Origin of the sequence: Vibrio casei (assembly GCF_002218025.2) — a bacterium.
Lineage (GTDB): Bacteria > Pseudomonadota > Gammaproteobacteria > Enterobacterales > Vibrionaceae > Vibrio > Vibrio casei.
The window spans coordinates 1,557,484-1,579,455 of sequence record NZ_AP018680.1; the positions used below are offsets into that span (position 1 = coordinate 1,557,484).

General features: G+C 38.4%; 19 protein-coding genes. 11 read left to right on the forward strand and 8 right to left on the reverse strand.

Annotated features, from left to right (window positions below):
* Positions 1 to 80 precede the first annotated feature (80 nt).
* Positions 81 to 917 carry a DUF2797 domain-containing protein gene (locus VCASEI_RS07450; protein ID WP_089110125.1) on the forward strand — a complete coding sequence of 279 codons (837 nt, stop codon included), beginning with the start codon at positions 81 to 83 and terminating at the stop codon, positions 915 to 917.
* Between the two features lie 72 nt (positions 918 to 989).
* Here VCASEI_RS07450 and VCASEI_RS07455 read toward each other — a convergent pair whose 3' ends face one another.
* Together VCASEI_RS07455 and VCASEI_RS07460 are read right to left on the reverse strand one after the other, a co-directional pair.
* Positions 990 to 2,228: a cysteine desulfurase-like protein gene (locus tag VCASEI_RS07455; protein WP_089110126.1), complete on the reverse strand. Its 1,239-nt coding sequence runs from the start codon at positions 2,226 to 2,228 to the stop codon at positions 990 to 992.
* Positions 2,221 to 2,880 carry a 2OG-Fe dioxygenase family protein gene (locus VCASEI_RS07460; protein WP_086963206.1) on the reverse strand — a complete coding sequence of 220 codons (660 nt, stop codon included), beginning with the start codon at positions 2,878 to 2,880 and terminating at the stop codon, positions 2,221 to 2,223. Before VCASEI_RS07460 ends, VCASEI_RS07455 begins: the two co-directional genes overlap by 8 nt.
* A gap of 330 nt (positions 2,881 to 3,210) precedes the next feature.
* Between VCASEI_RS07460 and trxB the strand changes: the two genes are divergently transcribed.
* From trxB to cydC, 3 genes are all read left to right on the forward strand, one after another.
* Positions 3,211 to 4,167 (forward strand): thioredoxin-disulfide reductase, encoded by a 957-nt coding sequence (gene trxB / locus VCASEI_RS07465; protein ID WP_089110127.1) that lies wholly within the window; start codon positions 3,211 to 3,213, stop codon positions 4,165 to 4,167.
* Between the two features lie 152 nt (positions 4,168 to 4,319).
* Positions 4,320 to 6,122 (forward strand): heme ABC transporter permease/ATP-binding protein CydD, encoded by a 1,803-nt coding sequence (cydD, locus tag VCASEI_RS07470; RefSeq protein WP_086963203.1) that lies wholly within the window; start codon positions 4,320 to 4,322, stop codon positions 6,120 to 6,122.
* A complete protein-coding gene (gene cydC, locus VCASEI_RS07475; protein ID WP_089110128.1) occupies positions 6,115 to 7,836 on the forward strand; it encodes a heme ABC transporter ATP-binding protein/permease CydC in 1,722 nt (573 codons plus the stop codon). Before cydD ends, cydC begins: the two co-directional genes overlap by 8 nt.
* Positions 7,837 to 7,967: 131 nt before the next feature.
* On the opposite strand, the gene serC is transcribed toward cydC, so the two are convergent.
* Both serC and VCASEI_RS07485 read right to left on the reverse strand, forming a co-directional pair.
* Positions 7,968 to 9,050: a 3-phosphoserine/phosphohydroxythreonine transaminase gene (serC, locus tag VCASEI_RS07480; RefSeq protein ID WP_086963200.1), complete on the reverse strand. Its 1,083-nt coding sequence runs from the start codon at positions 9,048 to 9,050 to the stop codon at positions 7,968 to 7,970.
* A 163-nt stretch (positions 9,051 to 9,213) separates the two neighbouring features.
* Positions 9,214 to 10,476, reverse strand: coding sequence for a DUF945 family protein (locus VCASEI_RS07485; protein ID WP_086963199.1), 1,263 nt, complete (start codon positions 10,474 to 10,476; stop codon positions 9,214 to 9,216).
* 322 nt (positions 10,477 to 10,798) lie between these two features.
* On the opposite strand from VCASEI_RS07485, the gene VCASEI_RS07490 reads away from it, so the two are divergent.
* Positions 10,799 to 11,356 (forward strand): hypothetical protein, encoded by a 558-nt coding sequence (locus VCASEI_RS07490; protein WP_086963197.1) that lies wholly within the window; start codon positions 10,799 to 10,801, stop codon positions 11,354 to 11,356.
* Positions 11,357 to 11,426: 70 nt separating this feature from the next.
* Here the strand turns inward: VCASEI_RS07490 and VCASEI_RS07495 are convergent, their stop codons facing one another.
* Positions 11,427 to 12,020, reverse strand: a complete 594-nt coding sequence (locus VCASEI_RS07495) for a TfoX/Sxy family DNA transformation protein (RefSeq protein ID WP_086963196.1) — start codon at positions 12,018 to 12,020, stop codon at positions 11,427 to 11,429.
* Between the two features lie 480 nt (positions 12,021 to 12,500).
* Between VCASEI_RS07495 and VCASEI_RS07500 the strand changes: the two genes are divergently transcribed.
* The 6 genes from VCASEI_RS07500 (at position 12,501) to VCASEI_RS07525 (ending at position 19,521) form a co-directional block, all read left to right on the forward strand.
* Positions 12,501 to 13,406, forward strand: coding sequence for a lysine exporter LysO family protein (locus tag VCASEI_RS07500; RefSeq protein ID WP_086963194.1), 906 nt, complete (start codon positions 12,501 to 12,503; stop codon positions 13,404 to 13,406).
* A 130-nt stretch (positions 13,407 to 13,536) separates the two neighbouring features.
* The gene (locus VCASEI_RS07505; RefSeq protein ID WP_086963192.1) at positions 13,537 to 14,058 is read left to right on the forward strand and encodes a hypothetical protein; all 522 of its coding nucleotides are present in this window, start codon (positions 13,537 to 13,539) and stop codon (positions 14,056 to 14,058) included.
* Positions 14,059 to 14,170: 112 nt separating this feature from the next.
* Positions 14,171 to 15,817, forward strand: coding sequence for a pyridoxal-dependent aspartate 1-decarboxylase PanP (gene panP / locus VCASEI_RS07510; RefSeq protein ID WP_089110216.1), 1,647 nt, complete (start codon positions 14,171 to 14,173; stop codon positions 15,815 to 15,817).
* A gap of 342 nt (positions 15,818 to 16,159) precedes the next feature.
* A complete protein-coding gene (locus tag VCASEI_RS07515; protein WP_086963190.1) occupies positions 16,160 to 17,014 on the forward strand; it encodes a MurR/RpiR family transcriptional regulator in 855 nt (284 codons plus the stop codon).
* Positions 17,015 to 17,131: 117 nt separating this feature from the next.
* A complete protein-coding gene (locus tag VCASEI_RS07520) occupies positions 17,132 to 17,395 on the forward strand; it encodes a GrxA family glutaredoxin (protein ID WP_086963188.1) in 264 nt (87 codons plus the stop codon).
* A 443-nt stretch (positions 17,396 to 17,838) separates the two neighbouring features.
* Positions 17,839 to 19,521, forward strand: coding sequence for an aspartate:alanine antiporter (locus VCASEI_RS07525; RefSeq protein WP_086963187.1), 1,683 nt, complete (start codon positions 17,839 to 17,841; stop codon positions 19,519 to 19,521).
* Between the two features lie 107 nt (positions 19,522 to 19,628).
* On the opposite strand, the gene VCASEI_RS07530 is transcribed toward VCASEI_RS07525, so the two are convergent.
* From VCASEI_RS07530 to fabV, 3 genes are all read right to left on the reverse strand, one after another.
* Complete coding sequence (locus VCASEI_RS07530) at positions 19,629 to 20,093, reverse strand: methyltransferase family protein (protein ID WP_086963186.1); 465 nt, start codon at positions 20,091 to 20,093, stop codon at positions 19,629 to 19,631.
* A gap of 28 nt (positions 20,094 to 20,121) precedes the next feature.
* Positions 20,122 to 20,634 carry an AAA family ATPase gene (locus VCASEI_RS07535; RefSeq protein ID WP_238321372.1) on the reverse strand — a complete coding sequence of 171 codons (513 nt, stop codon included), beginning with the start codon at positions 20,632 to 20,634 and terminating at the stop codon, positions 20,122 to 20,124.
* Positions 20,635 to 20,742: 108 nt separating this feature from the next.
* Positions 20,743 to 21,945 (reverse strand): enoyl-ACP reductase FabV, encoded by a 1,203-nt coding sequence (gene fabV / locus VCASEI_RS07540; RefSeq protein ID WP_089110129.1) that lies wholly within the window; start codon positions 21,943 to 21,945, stop codon positions 20,743 to 20,745.
* Positions 21,946 to 21,972 lie beyond the last annotated feature (27 nt).

Consider the following 21,972-nt stretch of genomic DNA (forward strand, 5'->3'; position numbering starts at 1 on the left):
TCGCTGACTTTGCTTCTCAGCGGTATGAACATAGTCAAAATTTCGATAGACTACGCAAAATTAATAATAAGAGTGTAAGCATGTCATTAACTGTTACTGGAAATCTTTCAAAACTGCATTCCAATTTAGATTCAGATCAAAATGGTCAAGTACAATATTCACTTCCTGTTGGTGACCAACTCATTGAGTTGAACCATTACATTGGTCAAACCATTTCACTAAACCACACTGGCAATATTTTTTGTTCTTCTTGCGGAAAAAAAACGAAGAAAAGCTACTCTCAAGGACACTGTTTTATCTGTATGAAAAAACTCGCCAGTTGCGATATGTGTATAATGAAGCCCGAGACTTGCCACTACGATCAAGGCACCTGCCGCGAACCTAAATGGGGTGAAGCCAATTGTATGGTTGATCACTTTGTATATTTATCAAACACTTCAAGTATAAAAGTAGGTATAACTCGCCACACACAAATTCCAACTCGATGGATTGATCAAGGTGCCACTCAAGGTTTACCTATTTTCAAAGTAAAAACACGATATATCTCGGGGTTAATAGAAGTAGAATTAGCCAAGCATATTGCCGATAAGACTAACTGGCGCACACTCTTAAAAGAAGATGGTAAACCAATAGCTTTAGAAGAAAAATTCGCTGAACTTTTACCACTTGTCGAGTCCACTATTAAATCGATTCGTCAGGAATTTGGTGAGGATGCAATACAAATATTATCCGATGACATTACTCCTATTCATTACCCGGTAGACGAACACCCCGTAAAAATCACGTCTCATAACTTTGATAAAAACCCTATCGTATCTGGCGTGTTGAAAGGAATAAAAGGCCAATACCTTATTTTAGATACCGGCGTTATTAATATTCGAAAATTCACCTCTTATGAAATAACCTTCGATCAATGATCATTGACTCTTATTGAATCAAAGAATTTCAACTCTTTGATTCAATAAATTATTTTTATATCATTCACTGGCTTACTCCAAGCATTGACGAAAGTAATCAAAAAATGCATCAATTTCCTCCGGTGTATTATAGTGCATTAAGCCCACTCGTAATAAACCGCCAAGATGCTCACACTGCAGTTGTTCAATTAGACCTTTTGCATAAAAATGCCCACTCCAAATACAGACATTACATGTCGCAAGTTTTTGAGCGATGTCCAGAGAATCCTTTCCTTCAACTTTCAAAGCAAAAGTTGGCGTCCGCGCCACCTGCGAACTCGAGTGTCCATAAAGCTTAACTTGAGGAAAGCGTTGGAGCTGTGCTAAAAAGTATTCAGATAATTGATGTTCATAATCTTGATATTGTTGAAAACTTTGCTCTAAACGCTGTCTTAACGGTTGGTGCTCACTGCCCAGTGCTCCCAAGTGCTCAATGCAGGCAATTAATCCAGCTAGAGCTTCAAAACTCTGTGTCCCTGTTTCAAAGCGCCCCGGCCCTACATTAGTCGCGGGTTCAACCTTATAAGGAGTAAGAGTATTAAGCCATTTAGGTGCAATATACATCAGTCCAATATGTGGACCAAAAAACTTATAAGCTGAACAAACCAGAAAATCACAACCTAGATCTTGTACATCAATTAAATAATGTGGGGCATAGTGTACGGCATCTACGTATACCATCGCCCCAACCGATTTTGCTAACGCAACAACACGCTTAATATCAACAATTGTTCCGGTTGTATTAGAAGCCATCGTCACTGCAATTAACTTGGTTTTTTTATTAATTTTATTAGCAAGTTGTTCATAATCAATATCACATTCCGGAGAGCGAACATTAATTTGATGAATTAATACTCCTTTATCTTGTGCCGCTTGCTGCCAACTCGATACATTGGCGTAATGATCAAGTTTCGTCACAATAACCTCATCATCTGGTTGCCAATCTCTAGCAATCGTACGGCTCATTTGGAAAGTTAAACTGGTCATGTTCGCGCCAAAAACGATATTGTCGGGTTGTTCAGCATGAATAAAATTCGATATATGAGAACGAGCCAAGGCCATGAGATCCGTCGTAACTTTGCTAGAATAAAACGCACCACCAAGATTAGAATTATACTGACTCAAATAAGCATGCATCGCAGATAACACGGTATCAGGGACCTGCGATCCACCAGGGCCATCAAAAAAAATAACGGGGTTCCCCTCCCAATCATGATTTAATGCAGGAAAAGCCTTTCGAATGAGACTAATAGGGAAAACTGAATTAAACATTGCGTCCTTCCTTAGCCGTCAAAACAATAATATCTAAATAGCCCTCTTTATCTTGTTCAATCGATCTAATTGGTTGAGCATTATGCCAAAAATGATGATCATCAAGAATAGCAACGTCACCATCGTCCAAGACTTTACGAAAGAACGGGGCTTCATGATTATCTTTATACAACATAATCTCCCCCCCCACGATATTATTACGGGCAATTCCAATCAAAGCGATATAGTCAAATCCATCTTGGTGAACCCCTTCTGGCGCAACGGGAGTTTCATCCAATAAACTTACGACTCGCATTTGGTGGATTTCTATTTCTTGACCATTAGGTAACTGGTTGGATTGAGCAAAAATTTGGCACATAGTCAGCAATCCAACACTGCCTAATACTTCGTTTTCTATCCCTTCAAATTGTCTAACAACATCACCTTGGAAATGATTAATATCACTGGATTGCATAAATTCATGCTTATCACTTGGCTGAACTTTTCCGTTCAGTAAATTCACCACCGAATAGCGTCTTAAACGATACTGGCCATCGGCATGATTAGTTCGTGGAAGAAATCCAAAGCTAGGTAATATTGATTTCAACAACTCTGTCTCTATACGAAAAAGCTGTAAATCATGCTCTATTCGATCTAAGGCTAAACGTTCCATGATATTCTCCCTTAATGTTAATGACACATTAAGATTAGAAGATCCTGCCATTGATTCAAATTACAAAGGTATATATTTGATAAAATGCCAATAATAAAGACTATTAAACTTAAATTTAACCAGCAAACCAGTTCAAACAACTGCTAAAGTAATTAAATGAAAGTTATAAGCAAAGTTTTTCACTAAACACTATTTTATACTCGTATTTTAATTGATGATAAACGCTAAAAAATCATGAAATGACATCTATTACTTTCTTTAATCCTTCATTTTCCCTACAATCCGAACACGACTTTTTCACCTTTCATCGTATTCAAATATGGAGCTTCCATGAGCAACGTTAAGCACTGTAATTTACTTATTCTTGGTTCTGGTCCTGCTGGCTATACCGCAGCGGTTTATGCTGCTCGTGCAAATCTAAAACCAGTATTAGTAACCGGCATGCAACAAGGAGGTCAATTAACCACAACGACCGAAGTTGAAAATTGGCCGGGCGATGCTGAAGGTTTAACGGGTCCTGCGCTTATGGACCGCATGAAAGAACATGCAGAACGCTTTGAAACCGAAATGATTTTTGACCATATAAATGAAGTAGATTTTAGCCAACGCCCTTTTCTCTTAAAAGGTGATTCAACCGAATTCACTTGTAACGCTCTGATTATTTCAACAGGTGCTTCTGCTAAATATTTGGGCCTTGAATCAGAGGAGGCCTTTAAAGGTCGAGGCGTATCAGCTTGTGCAACTTGTGATGGTTTCTTTTATCGTAACCAAAAAGTGGCTGTAGTGGGCGGCGGTAATACAGCGGTTGAAGAGGCATTATACTTATCCAATATCGCATCAGAAGTTCATTTAATTCACCGCCGAGATACATTTCGCGCCGAAAAAATATTAATCAATCGCCTTATGGATAAAGTCGCGAACGGTAATATCGTTCTGCATACTGATCGCACTTTAGAAGAAGTCGTAGGAGATGAAATGGGCGTAACGGGCGTTCGTATCAAAGACACGCAATCAAATAATATTGAACAAATTGATGTTATGGGTACTTTTATTGCTATCGGCCACCAGCCAAATACCTATATATTTCAAGACCAACTTGAAATGAAAGATGGCTACATTATCGTCAAATCAGGTCTTGAAGGTAATGCCACACAAACCAGCATTGAGGGTATTTTTGCCGCGGGAGATGTTATGGATCACAATTACCGTCAGGCGATCACATCAGCCGGTACAGGCTGCATGGCAGCATTAGATGCTGAACGTTACTTAGATGGCTTAAACAACTAATTCGTTATAACTTAAGAGGGTTTTGTGGCCCTCTTAAATTTTAGCAAATCCAGTTTAACATTCAGCGCTATTCGACAGCTTGTTAACGTCACTAAGTGTAAATCTCAACATCATCCTGTCCATTTTCACATCCAGCTGGGAAGAAGTCTTACATGGATAAACAACACCGACGCCATTTAAACAAATGGCTAAAAGAACAAGGTAAACTTGCCAAATTCTGGTTATTTTCCACCATTGGTTTAGGCGTACTTTCTACGCTATTTCTACTTGGACAAGCCGGTTTTCTCGCCTCTATTCTTCACAACATTATTATTGAACAAGTCGATAAGCATGAGCTTATTCCTTCATTTGTGGGATTAGCATTAATGATTGTAGGGCGCTCTTTATGTAATTGGGGACGAGAAATCACCGGTTATCGCTGTGGTGAATATGTCCGCATTTACATCCGCCAACAAATTTTAGATAAATTACGCGATTTAGGCCCAGCTTATATAAAAGGTAAACCTGCTGGTACTTGGGCGACATTGCTACTTGAACAAGTAGAAGAAATGCAAGATTTTTTCTCTCGTTATTTACCACAAATGTCACTCGCCGTATTACTACCTTTCATTATTCTTGTCGTCGTTTTCCCTTTCAATTGGGCGGCTGGATTAATATTCTTAATCACTGCACCACTTGTTCCCTTATTTATGGCCTTAGTTGGAATGAAAGCCGCTGATGCCAATAAAAAGAACTTTAAAGCTCTGCAACGTTTATCTGGCCATTTTTATGACCGATTACAATCAATGACAACTATTCGTCTATTTCACCGAGCGGAATCGGAAACAGAACTACTACGCGGAGCTTCTGAAGTGTTACGAAAAAGCACCATGGATGTACTTCGTATCGCATTTTTATCCTCTGCGGTTTTAGAGTTTTTTACTTCTATTTCCATTGCGATTACCGCTGTATACTTTGGTTTCAGCTATATTGGCGAGTTAAATTTTGGTTATTATGGCGGAAGTATTACCCTATTTACGGGCCTCTTCATCTTGATCTTAGCGCCAGAATTTTACCAACCACTGCGCGATCTAGGCACTTATTACCATGCTAAAGCACAGGCATTAGGCGCCGCTGAAAGTTTAGTAGAATTTTTAGAAGCCGATGTCGAAGCTGCTAAATCCGGTGATACCCCATTACCCACACCAGAATCAATCATTATTATTGCGCAAAATTTAGAAGTTTTCAGCACGGAGAAAACCAAGAACTCTGAAAAAATAAAGCTCGTTGGCCCGATTTCATTCACCATTCATGCCAATCAAACCACTGCATTAGTTGGACCAAGTGGTGCCGGTAAAACCAGTTTAATTAATGCTATTTTAGGCTTCCTACCGTATCAAGGTTCACTCACGATCAATGGTGTTGAAGTTAAAGAGCTCGATTTAAAAAATTGGCGTCAAAATATCAGTTGGGTTGGACAGAATCCTCTGTTGGTCAATGGCACCATTTATGACAATGTCACATTAGGCCAGCAAAACCTTTCAGAGCCTGAGGTAACAAAAGCACTAAAAGATGCCTTTGCTGATGAATTTACAGCAACTCATGGTTTGGATTATCACATTAGCGATCGCTCTGGTGGCCTTTCCGTTGGACAAGCTCAACGCCTAGCATTAGCACGTGCTATGCTGCAAAATGGCCAATTTTGGCTACTTGACGAACCCACTGCAAGCCTTGATGCACACAGTGAAAACTTAGTCGTAAAAGCATTAAATGTGAATACGATTGGCAAAACAACGTTGATGGTTACCCACCAACTCGGTCATTTAAAAGAAGTAGCCAATATTCTGGTTATGCAGTCAGGTCAAATCGTTCAATCTGGCCATTATAATGACATAAAAGCATCAGGTTTATTTGCCCAAATGTTATCAACAAAAATTGAATCTGATAGTGAAAATAAGGGGAATTTAGATGCATGAATTAGCACCTTACCTCAGACTGTATAAGAAACATTGGTTTAGTTTGTCGCTTGGTATGCTACTTGCCCTTGCAACATTAGTCGCTTCCATTGGCCTACTTACGTTGTCAGGTTGGTTTATTGCGGCAGCATCTGTTGCAGGTTTGACTATTGCTCGTGAAACCTTTAATTATATGCTGCCTGGTGGTGGTGTTCGTGGTTTTGCGATGGCAAGGACAGCAGGTCGCTGGGGTGAGCGTGTTGTCAGCCACGATGCAACCTTCAAACTGTTAGCGGATCTACGTATCTTCTTCTTTAAGAAGTTAACACCACTAATTCCTGGTCGTATGTCCAAGCTGCGTGATGCCGATTTACTTAACCGATTAGTGGCCGATGTAGATGCCATGGATCATGTGTATTTACGCTTGGTCAGCCCTATTATTGTTGGCATATTTGGTATCATATCTTTAACGCTTTTACTTGCTTGGTTTGATCTCACCATCGGATTAACGCTTGGCGCTATTTTACTTACTTTATTATTACTTTGGCCTGTTATTTTTTATAAATTAGGCAAACAAAATGGCGAAACACTCACGCAAAATAAAGCAAAATTACGTATAGCAACTCTAGATTGGGTTCAAGGGCATAGTGAATTAGTTTTATTTGGCGCGGAACCTAAATATCGTCAAGCCATTAGTGATCATCAAGACAAGTTGGTGAAAAATCAGTTTAAAAATGCTCATTACACAGGCCTTGCTAGCGCCCTATTACTGTTAGCAAACGGCTGGAGCTTAGTACTGATCATTTGGATGGCCGCTGATGGTGTTAATGGCCAACCACCCGGCCCTATGGTCGCACTTATGGCTTTTGCTACCATGGCAAGCTTTGAACTACTAATGCCAATTGCAGGTGCATTCCAATATTTAGGGCAAACCCTAGAATCAGCAAGACGCTTAAATGAAATTTTACATGCTACACCTGATATTGTTTTTCCAAAATCTGGAGTGGAACACACTCAAGAATACAACTTAGTACTAAACCATGTAACCTTCCAATACTATGACAGTGAAACGTTGGCATTAGATGATGTATCGTTAGAGTTAAAATCCGGGCAGAAGATGGCTATTGTCGGCCAGACTGGTTCAGGTAAATCCACGTTGCTTCAATTGCTAACTCGCCAATTTGATGTCACATCAGGTGAACTCTATATTGGTGATAGCCCAATCACTCAGTGGACAGAAAAGGGCCTACGCGAATCTATTTCGGTTGTCAGCCAACGAGTTGACATTTTAAATGGCACATTAAAAGACAACTTACATTTAGCTAAACCCGATGCAAATGATATCGAGCTGCTCAGTATTTTAAAGCAAGTTGGTCTAGAATATTTAAATGAAGGATTAGGGTTAGATACTTGGTTAGGTGATGGTGGCCGTCAGTTATCAGGAGGTGAAAAACGACGTGTTGGTATTGCCCGAGCACTATTACACAATGCCCCTATTTTGTTATTGGATGAACCCACTGAAGGCCTTGATAAGCAGACAGAGAACCAAATCATGCAATTGCTTAATCAACACTCTAAAGGTAAAACCGTAGTGTTTGTAACTCATCGCTTAGTGGGTCTTGATCGTATGGATAGCATTTGTCTGATGGAGCAAGGTAAAATTGTTGAGCAAGGATCTCATCACGATTTACTGGCTCAGCAAGGTTTATACCATCGCTTACATCAACGCTTGTAAGATCTTATAGGTTTAGATTTAATGAAAAAGCGCCATGGTCACCGTCAAAAGTTACCATGGCGTTTTTCTGTATTAATCACGATTCGTTTTATTTAAACGACCGATTTATGTTCCTACTTATTTAATGAACTTCAGGCGTTTTTTTGTTCGAACTCTTTCATGAATTCAACCAACGCTTGCACACCTTCTAACGGCATAGCGTTATAAATAGATGCTCTCATACCGCCAACCGCTCTGTGTCCTTTCAAGGCTTGTAGACCACGGGCTTCTGCTTGTTCTAAAAACAAAGCGTCCAGCTCAGGTTTTGCAAGTTGGAATGGAACATTCATTAACGAACGATTATTCGAGTGCACACTATTGCGATAAAACTCAGATTGATCAATATATTGATATAAAGTAGCTGCTTTCTCACGGTTTACCTTCTCGATGGCAGCAACACCGCCATTCGATTTTAACCATTTAAAAACCAATCCAGACAAATACCATGCATATGTAGGTGGAGTGTTATACATAGATTCTTTTTCAAATAGCACTTTGTAATTCAAAATGCTTGGAAGTGCTGAATGAGCAAGATCTAACAAATCATCACGGACAATCACGATACAAAGGCCTGCAGGACCAATATTTTTTTGTGCCCCAGCGTAAATCACACCGTACTTTGATATATCAATTTCACGAGACAAAATCGTTGATGACATATCAGCCACAATCGGCTTATCCGTTACAGGCAGATCATTAATTTCAATACCATCAATGGTTTCGTTCGGGCAAAAATGGACATAAGCAGAGTCATCTGACAAAACCCAGTCAGAAGCAGGAATAATAGCCGATTTACCATCGATAGTCGTGGATGCATTAATAACATTCGCTTCGCAGTATTTTTGCGCTTCTTCAACCGCGCTTGCTGCCCAGTAACCACCATCAATGTAATCAGCCGTTTTTGCACTGCCTAGTAAGTTCATAGGAACCGCTGCAAATTGTGCCCGAGCTCCACCCTGACAAAATAAAACTTTATAATTATTTGGGATAGACAGTAAGTCACGTAAATCTTGCTCAGCTTCTGCTGCGACCTTAAGAAAAGGTTTACTACGATGACTGATTTCCATAACGGAAGTACCAAGACCATTCCAATTAATAAACTCCTCTTGAGCTTGTTTCATTACTGCTTTTGGAAGACTTGCTGGGCCAGCACTGAAGTTATAGATTGGTTCCATGATGAATATTGCTCCTGCTAGAATGAATAATCTTGGTTTGAATAAACCATGTCAACTTTCCTACAGTAATACCATTTTTCTTAATCCCTCAAAACACCTTTTTGAGTAAACCATAAAAAAAGAGGCCAAATCGGCCTCTTCCATCTCAACTCCAAAAGAGTGATTACATAAATAATGGAGCAAGTAGAGCAAAAAGAGGCATCTTCTTACCACTTTTAAACTCAACATTACCTTCTTTTATCTCACCATTAATATGGTAGCCATCCGCTTTATGTAGCATTACGCCCTGTTGAATCAGATTATCTAACCCTGCTTGAATAAAAGGAAATTCAATCGCCATATCATTCGAAATAAAAGCGTTTGTTTCACCTTCTAACATCGAAAGAATCACCATTGGGTTTTGGCTAACCTTTTTATCTCCCTTAGGGACAGTTAATGACCAATCCCCTTCAAAATGACCTTTACGTATAGTCGCTTTCATTTTATTTAAAGAAACCGTAAATCCTTTTTCGAATAAAGAATCGACATTGTCTGTAATCGCTTTCACATCATCACTCGTTAACGCTTGGCTTTTAGCCTGATAAGTTTCTAATAGTTGTGTAAATGCCTCCATGCCAATATCTTTAAACGATATATCAAATCCTAGATCGGTTAGGGTGTCGTCTTCCAATTCAATGCTGTCAATTGACACATGATGTTGACTACTAAAGGTAGCTTCAGATGCATTTTCTTTTGTGTTAAAACGGTAATTAAACTGATTAATATTAAACGCACTTTCACCTGTTGGTGTGAGCATATTAATCTCACCTAGACCTACGTTTTGTTGCCCAATCCAAAAACCTTGTTGTTTTTTACCATCGCCTGAGCCACTAATACTATTAAGTAATAATGATTCACCATTCGCGAAGTGCCCATTAAAACTGTCTAACTGGTAGTCAAACTTGACTTGTCCATCACGGCTAATATCGGCGTTAAAAGTTCCCGGTGAAAACGCTAATGTCGAATTAGCATCCTGAGCAAAATTAAACGTCATTTTTTCACTTTTCACTTCAACTGAAGTTGAGCCAAGAAAAGACGTTACAGAGTGAATAAGAATAGGAATTTCCGTATAATTCTCAGTCTTGGTATCAGAAGAAACACCAAATAATCCATGATGAATTTGGTGATTTAAAATCAATGTAGTAGGAAGGCCATCAAGTTCTAATTGTTGCTTCAAGACAGAATCAACGATGGTAATTTTAGTCTGCGCTGTCGCATTTAAATAGCCACGATCGTAGTTTACAACTTCTACGCTCACTTCTTTTTTATCTAATTGTTTAGCCGCATCTATTATAGTTGATTCAGCAAACTGACCGACGGCTAGTGGCCAACATGCAGCAAGTGCGACGGCACCGCCAATGGCTGCATACTTCTTATAATTATTCATTTCGATCCTTGCAGGTAAAAGAGCCAGTCTAACGTAAATTGAATTCACTTGTCATGGCAAAGCGCTACATATTTTATAGATTATTCTATACCTAATAGACAAAATAACACCGAATTATCAAGCTTATGTAAACATACTATCAATATTTAAGACGAGTATTTCATACAAAGAACAACTTTGTTATTTTACATCTTAGCTTGCTTCTGACAAAATCTAGCCATTCAAATAAAGAACTGATTGTATTAGCACTTTAATCCTCATTTTCTAATCATCAATTCTTCATAAATCACCATAGACAGTATTAAGAAAAGGGTTTTCTTTCATGCATAAGTCACTTGTTTTCACAGGATTGTTACTTGCTTCAAGCTCGGTATTTGCTGCCGATAATACGAATCCATCAACCATGAGCAACTTTAATTATGACTATATCGATGCTCGTATCGGCTTAAGCCCAATGACTTTTGGTGCTGGTGTGAGTAAATCTATCCACCCAAATGCACATGCTATTTTGTCCCTCGACTCTGAGTTCGATAATGACTATGACCTTTCTGCTGGTTTAGGTTTTCATGCACCAGTAAATAACTGGGCAGATATCACCGGTGAGATGTTATTCAAAATGGTTGATGACGACTCTAAAAAATATAATAACGATGCAGGTATGGAAGTAAATATTGGTGTGAGACAATGGTTAGGCCCACAATTTGAAATTGCAGGGAAGCTAGGTTATTACAAAATAAACAATGATGCTGATACTGATGATGTATACGGTACAATATCTGGCCGTTTTCACGCAACAGAGCTATTTTCAATTGGCCTAGAAGGTAAATTAAATTATATCTATGGTGATCAATTAATGGTAACTACCCGCTTTAATTTCTAAATAAGAATCACCGTTATGTAAATATTAAAAAAACCTCGCAAAGATTGCGAGGTTTTTTTAAGTAAAAGTATTAATGATGTACATTGGATAAAAGTTTTTGCCTTCTTGGCTCTTGAATAAGTTTCCAATGGCATCCATCAACTGCACCTGCAAATTTCCACAATAAACGGATATCAACATCACTACCATAGGTTTCTTTTACTCGTTTAAATACATCCTCTGGTCCCATCTGAAGAAAAGTAGTGACATCTGGCACACCTGATTTTTTAACCATTCGTTCTAGAGTAAGTTGCATGTTAGGTAAATCACGTAATCGTCGACTATCTTCTGACTTCTGAAATGCTCTTTCTCTTTTAGAGTATTCAATGGATGCTTCTATAATTCCATCTAAAGCAACATCACCTTCTGTATAGAGCTTTGTAATATCAAAATAGTTAACCGTTGCGACGGTTTGTTTCTTCACATGCTTATATCTTTTACAATTTTTTGCTTCTAAGCTTTGATCAAGATCTCCACCACCGCGAATAAAAATAGTGCCATTCGAGATCAATGCGTACATTGCATCTTCACTAAACAGTCCAATACCACCAAACATTGAACGTTTTTGAAATGAACCAAACTTAGTTACATATTCAAAAAATGACCGCTCCAAATTACTACCCATTTTGTAACCTCCATACTTATGTTTAACCCCCCGATCAAGACACAAGCGTCATAAATGACTTTTATAATAGACTTCCATGTTACTAAATTTGTTTAATTGTTAGATCGACTCTAAAAACAAACTATATTAATTAAAATTTTTATAAGTGACTTCAATAAGAAATGATACTTCATGATAAAAATTAAGTAAGTGCACAGCTCACATCACAAGATGAAAATATCTGAAAAATTACGATATTGATCGCAATATTATTTACTAAATGTCATCAAATGGTAAAAAAAAATTCGAACATGAAGTAAAAAAAGCAAAAACGACTATCTCTACCATGATTAATTTACAACATAAATTAATGCTCAGTAGAAAAATAATTATAAAAAATCATACGATTATCTATTTTTATTACTTTTAATCATTAAAATAGCCTAAAGAAAATTACTGTAAAAATGATAATTGTTTTTATCTTCATTATACGAGGTATTTATGTATTCAGGCGTATTCATGATCTTTTTGCCATTGATCATCGGTTATTTCATTAGCCTATCCAATGAATCTTGGCTCCACCGCATTAGTAAAGTGGTTTCCTATCTTATATATGTCATACTATTTTTAATGGGTTTGAGCCTTTCAGCGCTTGATAATCTAAGCGCTAACTTACAAACCATCATACTTTATACATCAACATTTTTTATAACGATTGGACTGTGTAACCTGGCAGTACTCCCTTTTATCGATAAATACTTTTCAGTCCAAGCAAATGCAAAAGGCACATCACTTCCTATTCATAAAATGGCTCTTGAATCAGCAAAGTTAATCTTAGTAGTTGGTGCTGGCCTACTATTAGGCTTACTCCTATCTTTTGAAGTTTCATGGGTTAACCAAGGAAGCGAAGCTATTCTTCTTTTACTTCTTTTTTTCATTGGTATTCAACTACGCAATAGTGGATTAACACTGAAACAAATTATTTTGAATAAACGAGGAATGCTTATTGCCTTAGTGATAATCCTCACCTCTTGGTGCGGGGGGATCCTTTCTGCATACATTCTCGATATCCCGGTAACAAATGCCTTAGCCATGTCGTCTGGTTTTGGGTGGTACTCTCTAGCAGGAATTTTAATGGGGGATGCCTATGGCCCAATTTATGGTGGCGCATCATTTATGTTAGAGCTACTACGTGAATTAGTTGCGTTAGTTGCTATACCAATGCTTATTCGTCGCTATCCATGTACCTCTATTGGTTACGCTGGAGCAACAGCGATGGACTTTACACTTCCTGTTATTCAAAGCACTGGTGGCGTAAAATGTGTACCAATAGCGATTGTGAGTGGTTTTATTCTAAGTTTATTAGTACCCGTTTTGATGCTATTTTTCGTATCTTTAGGCCATTAGCCTCTCTCATATATAGATAGAAGCGTAGATTTGATCACAAAAGTACGCTTTATTTAATGCAATGACTGACTTATCGGACATGCAAGTTTACAATGCTTCGGCTTAATTGGCTTCTATTCAAGGACTGACAATGAAAAAACTCGCCATTGCTCTTTTATTTTCACTTTCCAGTGGCTCCGTACTGGCAGACAATATTACTAATACTCAGTGTTTAACAAAAAAATACGATGCTTATATTGATGCCTCTTTAATGTGGTACCAAGATCTTGTGGCTATTACAACGATGACCCATCCTGATCTAAAAGAAGTCGGTGACTGGTTTTTAGCAGGAAGAACCCATCATTTTGAATTAAACCGTGCAGCAGTAGATTACTACCTCATTAATGACCCTTCAAAAGTGGCTATCGATCAGTCGGTCGAGTCATGGCTAAAATTAGAACAATCAGAAATTAAAACCTTATCTCAGCGCGATGATAAATTAGGCCAAGTTGCCAAAACAACGTTTGATGATCGCCAATCGCCTCCTAACGAAAAAAACTACGAATTACGTTCAGCATTTGCTGACTTACTAAGCCATCCAAGCAACATTAAACCGGCATTAGATAAGTATAACCAAACCGTCGCAAAAACCAGTGCAATGGAATGCCCGTAATAATTCCTTTCTATTTTCCCTTTCAATATTGAGCGAGACTTTACCTCTATTTTCATATAAATTGGCTCGCTCAAGTTTTAATATTATCAAAATTAAAGAAGAAAACCGCTTTATGGGATCTGATGACAAAATTGTAGATGTCAATTTTGAGAGCTTATTACGCATTTTTACCGTGCCAGAAGCTCCCGACTCCACATTGGGAAATATTGAACAAAAACTTTCTCAAAATCTTAATGAATTTTTAAGAGAGCATATTGTTGCCGAAGAAAAGCCGTTATCTGAGATTGAGAAAGATTTTTTAAATTCTGCAATACCAGAAACCCCAACATTTGTCTCCGAGCACACCCAACACCTTTTAGATACCGTTGTATCTCACTCAGTTCATACATCTGCACCGAGTTTTATCGGGCATATGACATCAGCGTTACCTTATTTTTTGATGCCTCTATCAAAAATAATGATCGCTCTAAATCAAAATTTAGTAAAAATTGAAACCTCCAAAGCCTTTACGCCTCTAGAACGTCAAGTCTTGGGTATGTTACACCGGTTGATCTATCAACAAGGTGATGATTTCTATCAACATTGGATGCACAGTGCAGAGCATTCTTTAGGTGCATTTTGCTCTGGGGGCACGATTGCCAATATCACTGCCCTTTGGGTTGCACGTAATAATGCTTTAAAGGCTGATGGTGACTTTCAAGGCGTAGGTAAAGAAGGCTTATATCATGCGATGATGCATTATGGTTATAAAGGCATTGCGGTATTAGTCTCAGAACGTGGTCATTATTCGCTAAAAAAAGCAGCCGATATTTTGGGTATTGGTCAACAAAATTTAATTGCAGTTAAAACGGATAGTCAAAACCGGATTTGTCCTATTGCACTTGAAGAAACTATCTGTCATTTAAAAATACAAAATATTAAACCCTTTGCAATCATTGGTGTTGCAGGTACCACAGAAACAGGCAGCATTGACCCCTTAGATAAAATTGCCGATATTGCAGAACGTGAAGAATGCCATTTTCATGTTGATGCCGCTTGGGGTGGTGCTACCTTGATGTCAAATAACCACCGATATTTACTCAAAGGCATTGAACGTGCTGACTCCGTAACCATTGATGCACATAAGCAAATGTACATTCCAATGGGCGCAGGAATGGTTTTATTTAAAAACCCTTCAGCAATGACATCGATTGAACATCATGCAGAATATATTTTACGAAAAGGTTCGAAGGATTTAGGTGCTCATACACTAGAAGGATCACGCTCTGGAATGGCAATGCTCGTTTATTCAAGCATGCATATTATCAGCCGACCAGGCTACGAACTACTGATTGATCAAAGTATCGAAAAAGCCAAGTTTTTTGCAAATCTAATTGAGCAACAACAAGACTTTGAACTTATATCCAAACCGGAGTTATGCATACTCACCTATCGGTATGTCCCCTTAAAAACCAAAAAAGCATTGGCCATCGCAAGTGCTAAAGAAAAAGAAGAATTACATCAACTGCTTAATGAATTAACTAAGTTTATTCAAAAAAAACAACGAGAAAATGGTCGCTCATTTGTGTCAAGGACTCGGCTTACTCCTGAAAAATGGGGCCGCATGGAAACAAACGTTTTCAGGGTTGTTTTGGCTAACCCTTTAACCGATAAAGGCATACTCCATTCTGTGATTGAAGAACAGCGTAAAATTGCAAAAACGAGTCCTATCGTGTTACCCAAAATAGAAACACTAACCTCCACAATTCTTCAACTCTAGCTTCACTTCTATGGTTATGCAGGCAGCTCAATAATTGACTGCTTGCTTAAAAATTTAATTTTCATACAAAAAACACCCAATATTGAAATTTTATTTCGTAAAATATTGTACTAACCTCTGATAACCCTCATCTTATTGTCAAAAAAAGTCAAAACTGTAATTAATTTTGAGCTTTGTCATATTCTTAGAATAAAAAACTCTTTCAATACACTATCCATAGTCAACCATGGTTATACTCTGCCTAGCACGTCATAAGATTATATTAGCTCAAATACCATGAGTTAGTGATAGCGATGACAACCTCATTCTTACAACCTGAATGTTAGCATTGGTGAGAGCAGTATGAACACATTAGAAAAAATTCAAAAAAATCTCGATATTTTTAGCAAATCCGAACGGAAAGTTGCTGAGGTAATTATCGCGGCTCCCCAAACCGCCATTCATTCAAGTATTGCAACCTTAGCCAAAATTGCAGACGTCAGTGAACCAACCGTTAACCGCTTCTGCCGACGCTTAGATACTAAAGGGTTTCCTGACTTTAAATTGCATTTAGCTCAAAGTCTTGCAAATGGCACCCCATACGTTAATCGCAACGTTGAAGAATCAGACGGCCCCGATGCTTACACGCATAAAATATTCGAGTCAGCAATGGCTTGCTTGGATGTGGCTAAAAACAGTATTGACCCTTATCAAATCAACCGAGCGGTCGACTTACTCACACAAGCAAAACGTATTTCATTTTTCGGTTTAGGGGCATCTTCCGCTGTTGCAAAAGATGCTCAAAATAAATTTATCCGCTTCAAAATTCCAATCATGAATTTTGACGATATTGTTATGCAACGAATGAGTTGTATTAATTCAACAGAAAATGACGTGGTGGTTTTGATCTCACACACTGGCCGGACAAAAAGCCAAGTTGAAATTGCACACCTTGCTCGCGAGAATGGAGCAACGGTCATTGCCATAACAGCAAAAGACTCCCCCCTTGAAGCGGCAAGCGACCTAGCGATTACACTTGATGTCCCGGAAGATACCGATGTCTATATGCCCATGGCAAGCCGTATTGTTCAAATGACAATCATTGATGTTCTTGCTACAGGGTTTACTTTACGCCGAGGTTCAGGCTTTAGAGAGAATTTGAAACGAGTAAAAGATGTCTTAAAAGATTCTCGATACGATAAAGTAAATCCGTTGTAAATTTAAACAATCAAGTATTAATAGCTTTTCTCTATTGAAATAAAAGCTCATATCAACTTTAAATCATCGATATCTTAAGGCATAGTGAGCAGCATAAAGAATATAAGGAGAAAACCCATGTTTGTAGTAATTTTTGGTCGCCCTGGTTGCCCATTTTGTGTCCGTGCAAAAGATCTTGCCGATAAATTAAAAGAACAACGTGATGATTTCAATTATCGTTATGTTGATATTCATGCTGAAGGCATTAGTAAAGCTGATCTTGAAAAAACAGTTGGTAAACCCGTGGAAACGGTACCACAAATTTTTGTTGACCAAAATCATGTTGGTGGTTTCACCGAATTTGAAGCCTATTCAAAAGCAAACTTAGGTCTTTACGATTAAGCCCTCACTTTGATTTGAGTAAATTAAACAGCCCCCCTATCGGGGCTGTTTTTGTTCCTGAGTCCATATTTTATCAGCCATATTTGTTCTTTTTCTTACTCAAAATTAACACACCAAAATTTAATACCAAAAAGTCATAATTTTTCTTATTTATTCTCTATTTATCCGATACACTTTGTAAATATTGATCGACAAAGTGATATCCAATTAATTGAAGTTGCAGAAAACCTACCATTACACTACGTTATTATGAGAAGTAACCATATTCTGTAAAGGTGCAGCTTAAGTAAGAACGGTATAACTAAATTCGATGAATCATTTAATGAATAGTATGCCCAATAACATTGTTAAAACATATCAGTGCTATACAGGTAGTAACACTCTGATTGGACAATACTTATTCCTTTTTATTTTGTTGTGTACCCTTTTCGCTTGAGATTACCGTGAATATAGACGTTGCTGCGCTCTTAAACCAAAACCCAATATTATTATTATTTGTTGTCCTTGCTATTGGTCTTTCCATTGGGAAAATTCGATTTGGCAACTTTCAACTTGGCAATTCAATTGGAGTACTGCTTACGGCCCTATTAATGGGTCACCTCGGGTTTAATTTTAATGCCGAAGCTCTCACCATTGGTTTTATGCTATTCATTTATTGTGTTGGAATAGAAGCTGGTCCTAATTTTTTTGGCATATTTTTCAGAGATGGGAAACATTATTTCTTTTTAAGCCTGATCGTTCTCGTAACCGCTATCAGCCTCACTTATGGGCTTGGGCATGTATTAGGATTAGATTTTGGCTTAACCGCAGGCATTATGGCCGGGTCCATGACCTCTACACCTATATTAGTCGGTGCACAAGACGCGCTAAATTCAGGTTTAGGCACCATTCCTGATGGAATGCAGTTAGCCATGATCTTAGACAACCTTTCTGTCGGCTATGCGCTTTCTTATTTGATCGGCTTAACCAGTATGATCATGTTTGCTAAATTACTACCGAAACTTCAAAAAGAAAATTTAAGTGACTCAGCCCAACGAATTGCACAAGAGCGAGGATTAGGTGGCGCTGGCCAACGCAAAGTTTACCTCCCTATCATTCGAGCCTATCGAGTCGGCCAAGAGCTGATTGATTGGGCGGACGGAAAAAACCTAAGAGAGTTAGGTATTTACCGACAAACAGGTTGTTATATTGAACGTATTCGTCGTAATGGTATCTTAGCCCATCCAGATGGTGACGCTATTTTACAACTTGGGGATGAAATTGCTTTGGTTGGCTATCCAGACAGCCATGCCCGACTCGATCCTAGTTTCCGAAATGGAAAAGAAGTTTTCGACCGGAACCTTCTTGATTTACGTATTGCAGAAGAAGAGATCGTGGTAAAAAGTGATAGCATCGCAGGAAAAAAATTATCAGATCTGAACATTGCAGAGTATGGCTGTTTCCTTAGTCGAGTCGTTCGCGCTCAAATTGAAATGCCAATGGATCTTAATATCGTTCTTGCAAAAGGAGATATTCTACAAGTCAGTGGTGAAAAAAGTCGAGTATTAGGCCTTGCAGAACGTATTGGTTTCATCTCTATCCATAGCCAGATAGCAGATTTATTAGCCTTCTGTAGCTTTTTCATTATTGGCCTATTGTTTGGCTTAATTACCATGACCTTTGGACAAGTTACTTTTGGATTAGGTAATGCAGTTGGGCTCTTAATCGCAGGAATTACATTGGGCTTTTTAAGAGCGAATCACCCTACTTTCGGTTATGTACCGCAAGGTGCACTCAATATGGTGAAAGATCTAGGTCTTATGGTCTTTATGGTCGGAATAGGGCTAAGCGCAGGTAGCAATATGTTTGAGTACCTTGGGCAAGTCGGTATAAAAATTATTGGCGTTAGTTTTATTATCAGCGTGGTTCCTGTCGTGTGTGCTTACCTCTTCGGTGCTCATGTGTTAAAAATGAACCGCGCGCTACTATTTGGTGCCATCATTGGAGCCCGTACTTGTGCACCAGCAATGGACATAGTAAATGATTATGCTAAATCCACAATTCCTGCACTTGGTTATGCTGGTACATACGCCATCGCCAATATTCTTATGACTTTAGCTGGCACTTTACTCATTATTTTGAGTTAAATAACCTTTTACTTTAGCTTTAAAACAATGCCAGCTGATTGATTACAGCTGGCATTGTTGTATTAGTAAGGTTAATTATCTTTAGAAAAGTGCACTAGGCATCCGATCTATAACCACCGACGTACTTTCCGACAATAATCTTGGTACTCTTGGCCAAACTTATTCTGTAGAAACCGTTCCTCTGGTTTAATTTGAAACTGAGTGATATACAGAGCAAAACCAATACATACTCCGATGGATAGCCAGTTGTTCATCCATACCGCAATCGCAATTAAGTTCAGCAATATACCTAAATACATTGGATTACGTGAAAGCCGATATATACCCGTGGTAACAAGTTTATTCGTTGCATGTTTTAAATCTGGGTGAATAGTCGTTTCCGATTTAAAAAATAATTTCACACCAGTTATTGCAAGCATTAAACCAACCATGATAAACGAAAGTACAATACTCCAACGTAATGGCCCTAGCCCTAACCTTTCACTAGACAAGAAATGATCAAGTACGAACATCAATATCACAGTAATGATCGCCACAATCGGCGGTTTTATCTTTAACTCTAACCAGTGCACGTTATCTCCCTTAAAAAAGATGCAAAAATTAATTAACCTGTATGATTAAAACAGTAAACCCTTCATGGGGTTGAGGCGCTTCAAAATATTGACTTACATGATAAAACATAGCTTCGTTATCGAATTTTTCTCGTTCAGGTTGTTCTATTCGTCGATGCTTAATATGCTCTAAACAAACTTCATCATCAGCATCAATATAAATCAGTTGGTGTTCCGCTTTAACGTTATCAATTAATTGCTTAAACCACTCTCTTTGTTGATAAGTGTTGGCAGGAAAATCGAGCACAACATCGGTTCCTGTTGTCAAAATTTTCTGTATATGCTGGAAGAATAGAGGTTTCATTCTTGAAGCAAACATTAAGTAGTCTTCAAAATTTATAATTTGATCAGGGTACAATACAGATAGCCACTCATCCTCACTAATATGAACGGCATTTTTTTCTTTTGAAAGATTCAGTGAGTGTGTCGACTTTCCTGCTCCCATTTTTCCAGTATAAAAATAAAGTGTTCCAACCTTTACCATATTATCAACTCCGCTCACTACCTTTATACTTCAAACATAAACCCTAAGTGCTCAATTCTCAAGCAAAAAAAAGACGCTCCAAAGAGCGCCCTTTTAAACTTATCACTTATCATCTGACTACATGAATCAAATATCTTGAACGTCAAAGTTTACTTCTGGGTTAACATCAGCATCATAATCGACACCGTCAACACCAAAGCCAAACAGTTTCAAAAATTCTTCTTTGTACTCAACATAATCCGTTAACTCTTTCAAGTTTTCAGTGGTAATTTGCGGCCATAGATTACGACAATGTTGCTGAATATCTTCACGCAGTTCCCAATCATCCAAACGTAGACGATTCTTCTCATCGACTTCAGGAACAGAACCATCTTCTTTATAAAGACGTTGCGTAAACATGCGGTAGATTTGTTGCATACAACCTTCATGCACCCCTTCTTCTCGCATTTTTTTAAATACCATTGCGATATAAAGAGGCATAACAGGAATAGCAGAACTAGCCTGGGTTACCACACTTTTCAGAACAGCAACATTCGCTGTACCATTGATTTCAGACAATTTCTCATTCAGTGCAGCTGCCGCGCGGTCTAGATCCATTTTCGCTTTACCTAGCGCACCATCCCAGTATATCGGCCAGGTTAATTCAGTACCGATATAGCTATAAGCAACGGTTTTACAGCCTTCGGCTAAAACATCTGCTTCAGAAAGTGCTGACATCCATAATTCCCAGTCTTCACCGCCCATAACAGTAATAGTGTCTTGAATTTCTTGCTCTGTCGCAGGTTCAACACTTGCTTCAATAATGATGTCTTTATTGGTGTCCACTGCCGTTGCAGTATACGTTTCACCAATAGGCTTTAATGCTGAACGAATGACTTCACCCGTTTCCGGCATTTTACGAACAGGTGAGGCTAGTGAATAAACCACCATATCAATCTGACCAAGATCGGCTTTGATTAAATCAATCGCTTTTTGTTTGGCTTCATTTGAAAATGCATCACCATTTAAGCTTTTAGAATACAAGCCTTCTTCTTTAGCGAGCTTGTCGAAAGCCGCTGAGTTATACCAACCTGCTGTGCCGGTTTTTTTCTCTGTGCCTGGCTTTTCAAAAAACACACCAATGGTTGATGCGCCGCCGCCAAATGCTGCTGCAATACGAGATGACAAGCCATAGCCACTTGAAGAACCAACCACTAATACTCGTTTTGGTGCATTAGCAATTGGGCCTTGCGCTTTGGTATAAGCAATTTGTTCTTTTACGTTTGCTTCACAACCCACCGGGTGAGTTGTTGTACAGATAAATCCACGGATTTTCGGTTTGATGATCATATTCAGCTTCCTTTAAAAAACCCCTGT

Bases quoted from the DNA above. Each gene is read 5' to 3' on its own strand.
- fabV (WP_089110129.1), bottom strand. From the start codon at position 21,945: ATGATCATCAAACCGAAAATCCGTGGATTTATCTGTACAACAACTCAC.
- cydC (WP_089110128.1), top strand. From the start codon at position 6,115: ATGCATGAATTAGCACCTTACCTCAGACTGTATAAGAAACATTGGTTT.
- VCASEI_RS07515 (WP_086963190.1), top strand. From the start codon at position 16,160: ATGAACACATTAGAAAAAATTCAAAAAAATCTCGATATTTTTAGCAAA.
- VCASEI_RS07485 (WP_086963199.1), bottom strand. From the start codon at position 10,476: ATGAATAATTATAAGAAGTATGCAGCCATTGGCGGTGCCGTCGCACTT.
- VCASEI_RS07450 (WP_089110125.1), top strand. From the start codon at position 81: ATGTCATTAACTGTTACTGGAAATCTTTCAAAACTGCATTCCAATTTA.
- VCASEI_RS07455 (WP_089110126.1), bottom strand. From the start codon at position 2,228: ATGTTTAATTCAGTTTTCCCTATTAGTCTCATTCGAAAGGCTTTTCCT.
- VCASEI_RS07520 (WP_086963188.1), top strand. From the start codon at position 17,132: ATGTTTGTAGTAATTTTTGGTCGCCCTGGTTGCCCATTTTGTGTCCGT.
- trxB (WP_089110127.1), top strand. From the start codon at position 3,211: ATGAGCAACGTTAAGCACTGTAATTTACTTATTCTTGGTTCTGGTCCT.
- VCASEI_RS07500 (WP_086963194.1), top strand. From the start codon at position 12,501: ATGTATTCAGGCGTATTCATGATCTTTTTGCCATTGATCATCGGTTAT.
- serC (WP_086963200.1), bottom strand. From the start codon at position 9,050: ATGGAACCAATCTATAACTTCAGTGCTGGCCCAGCAAGTCTTCCAAAA.
- VCASEI_RS07495 (WP_086963196.1), bottom strand. From the start codon at position 12,020: ATGGGTAGTAATTTGGAGCGGTCATTTTTTGAATATGTAACTAAGTTT.
- VCASEI_RS07505 (WP_086963192.1), top strand. From the start codon at position 13,537: ATGAAAAAACTCGCCATTGCTCTTTTATTTTCACTTTCCAGTGGCTCC.
- cydD (WP_086963203.1), top strand. From the start codon at position 4,320: ATGGATAAACAACACCGACGCCATTTAAACAAATGGCTAAAAGAACAA.
- VCASEI_RS07460 (WP_086963206.1), bottom strand. From the start codon at position 2,880: ATGGAACGTTTAGCCTTAGATCGAATAGAGCATGATTTACAGCTTTTT.
- VCASEI_RS07490 (WP_086963197.1), top strand. From the start codon at position 10,799: ATGCATAAGTCACTTGTTTTCACAGGATTGTTACTTGCTTCAAGCTCG.
- panP (WP_089110216.1), top strand. From the start codon at position 14,171: ATGGGATCTGATGACAAAATTGTAGATGTCAATTTTGAGAGCTTATTA.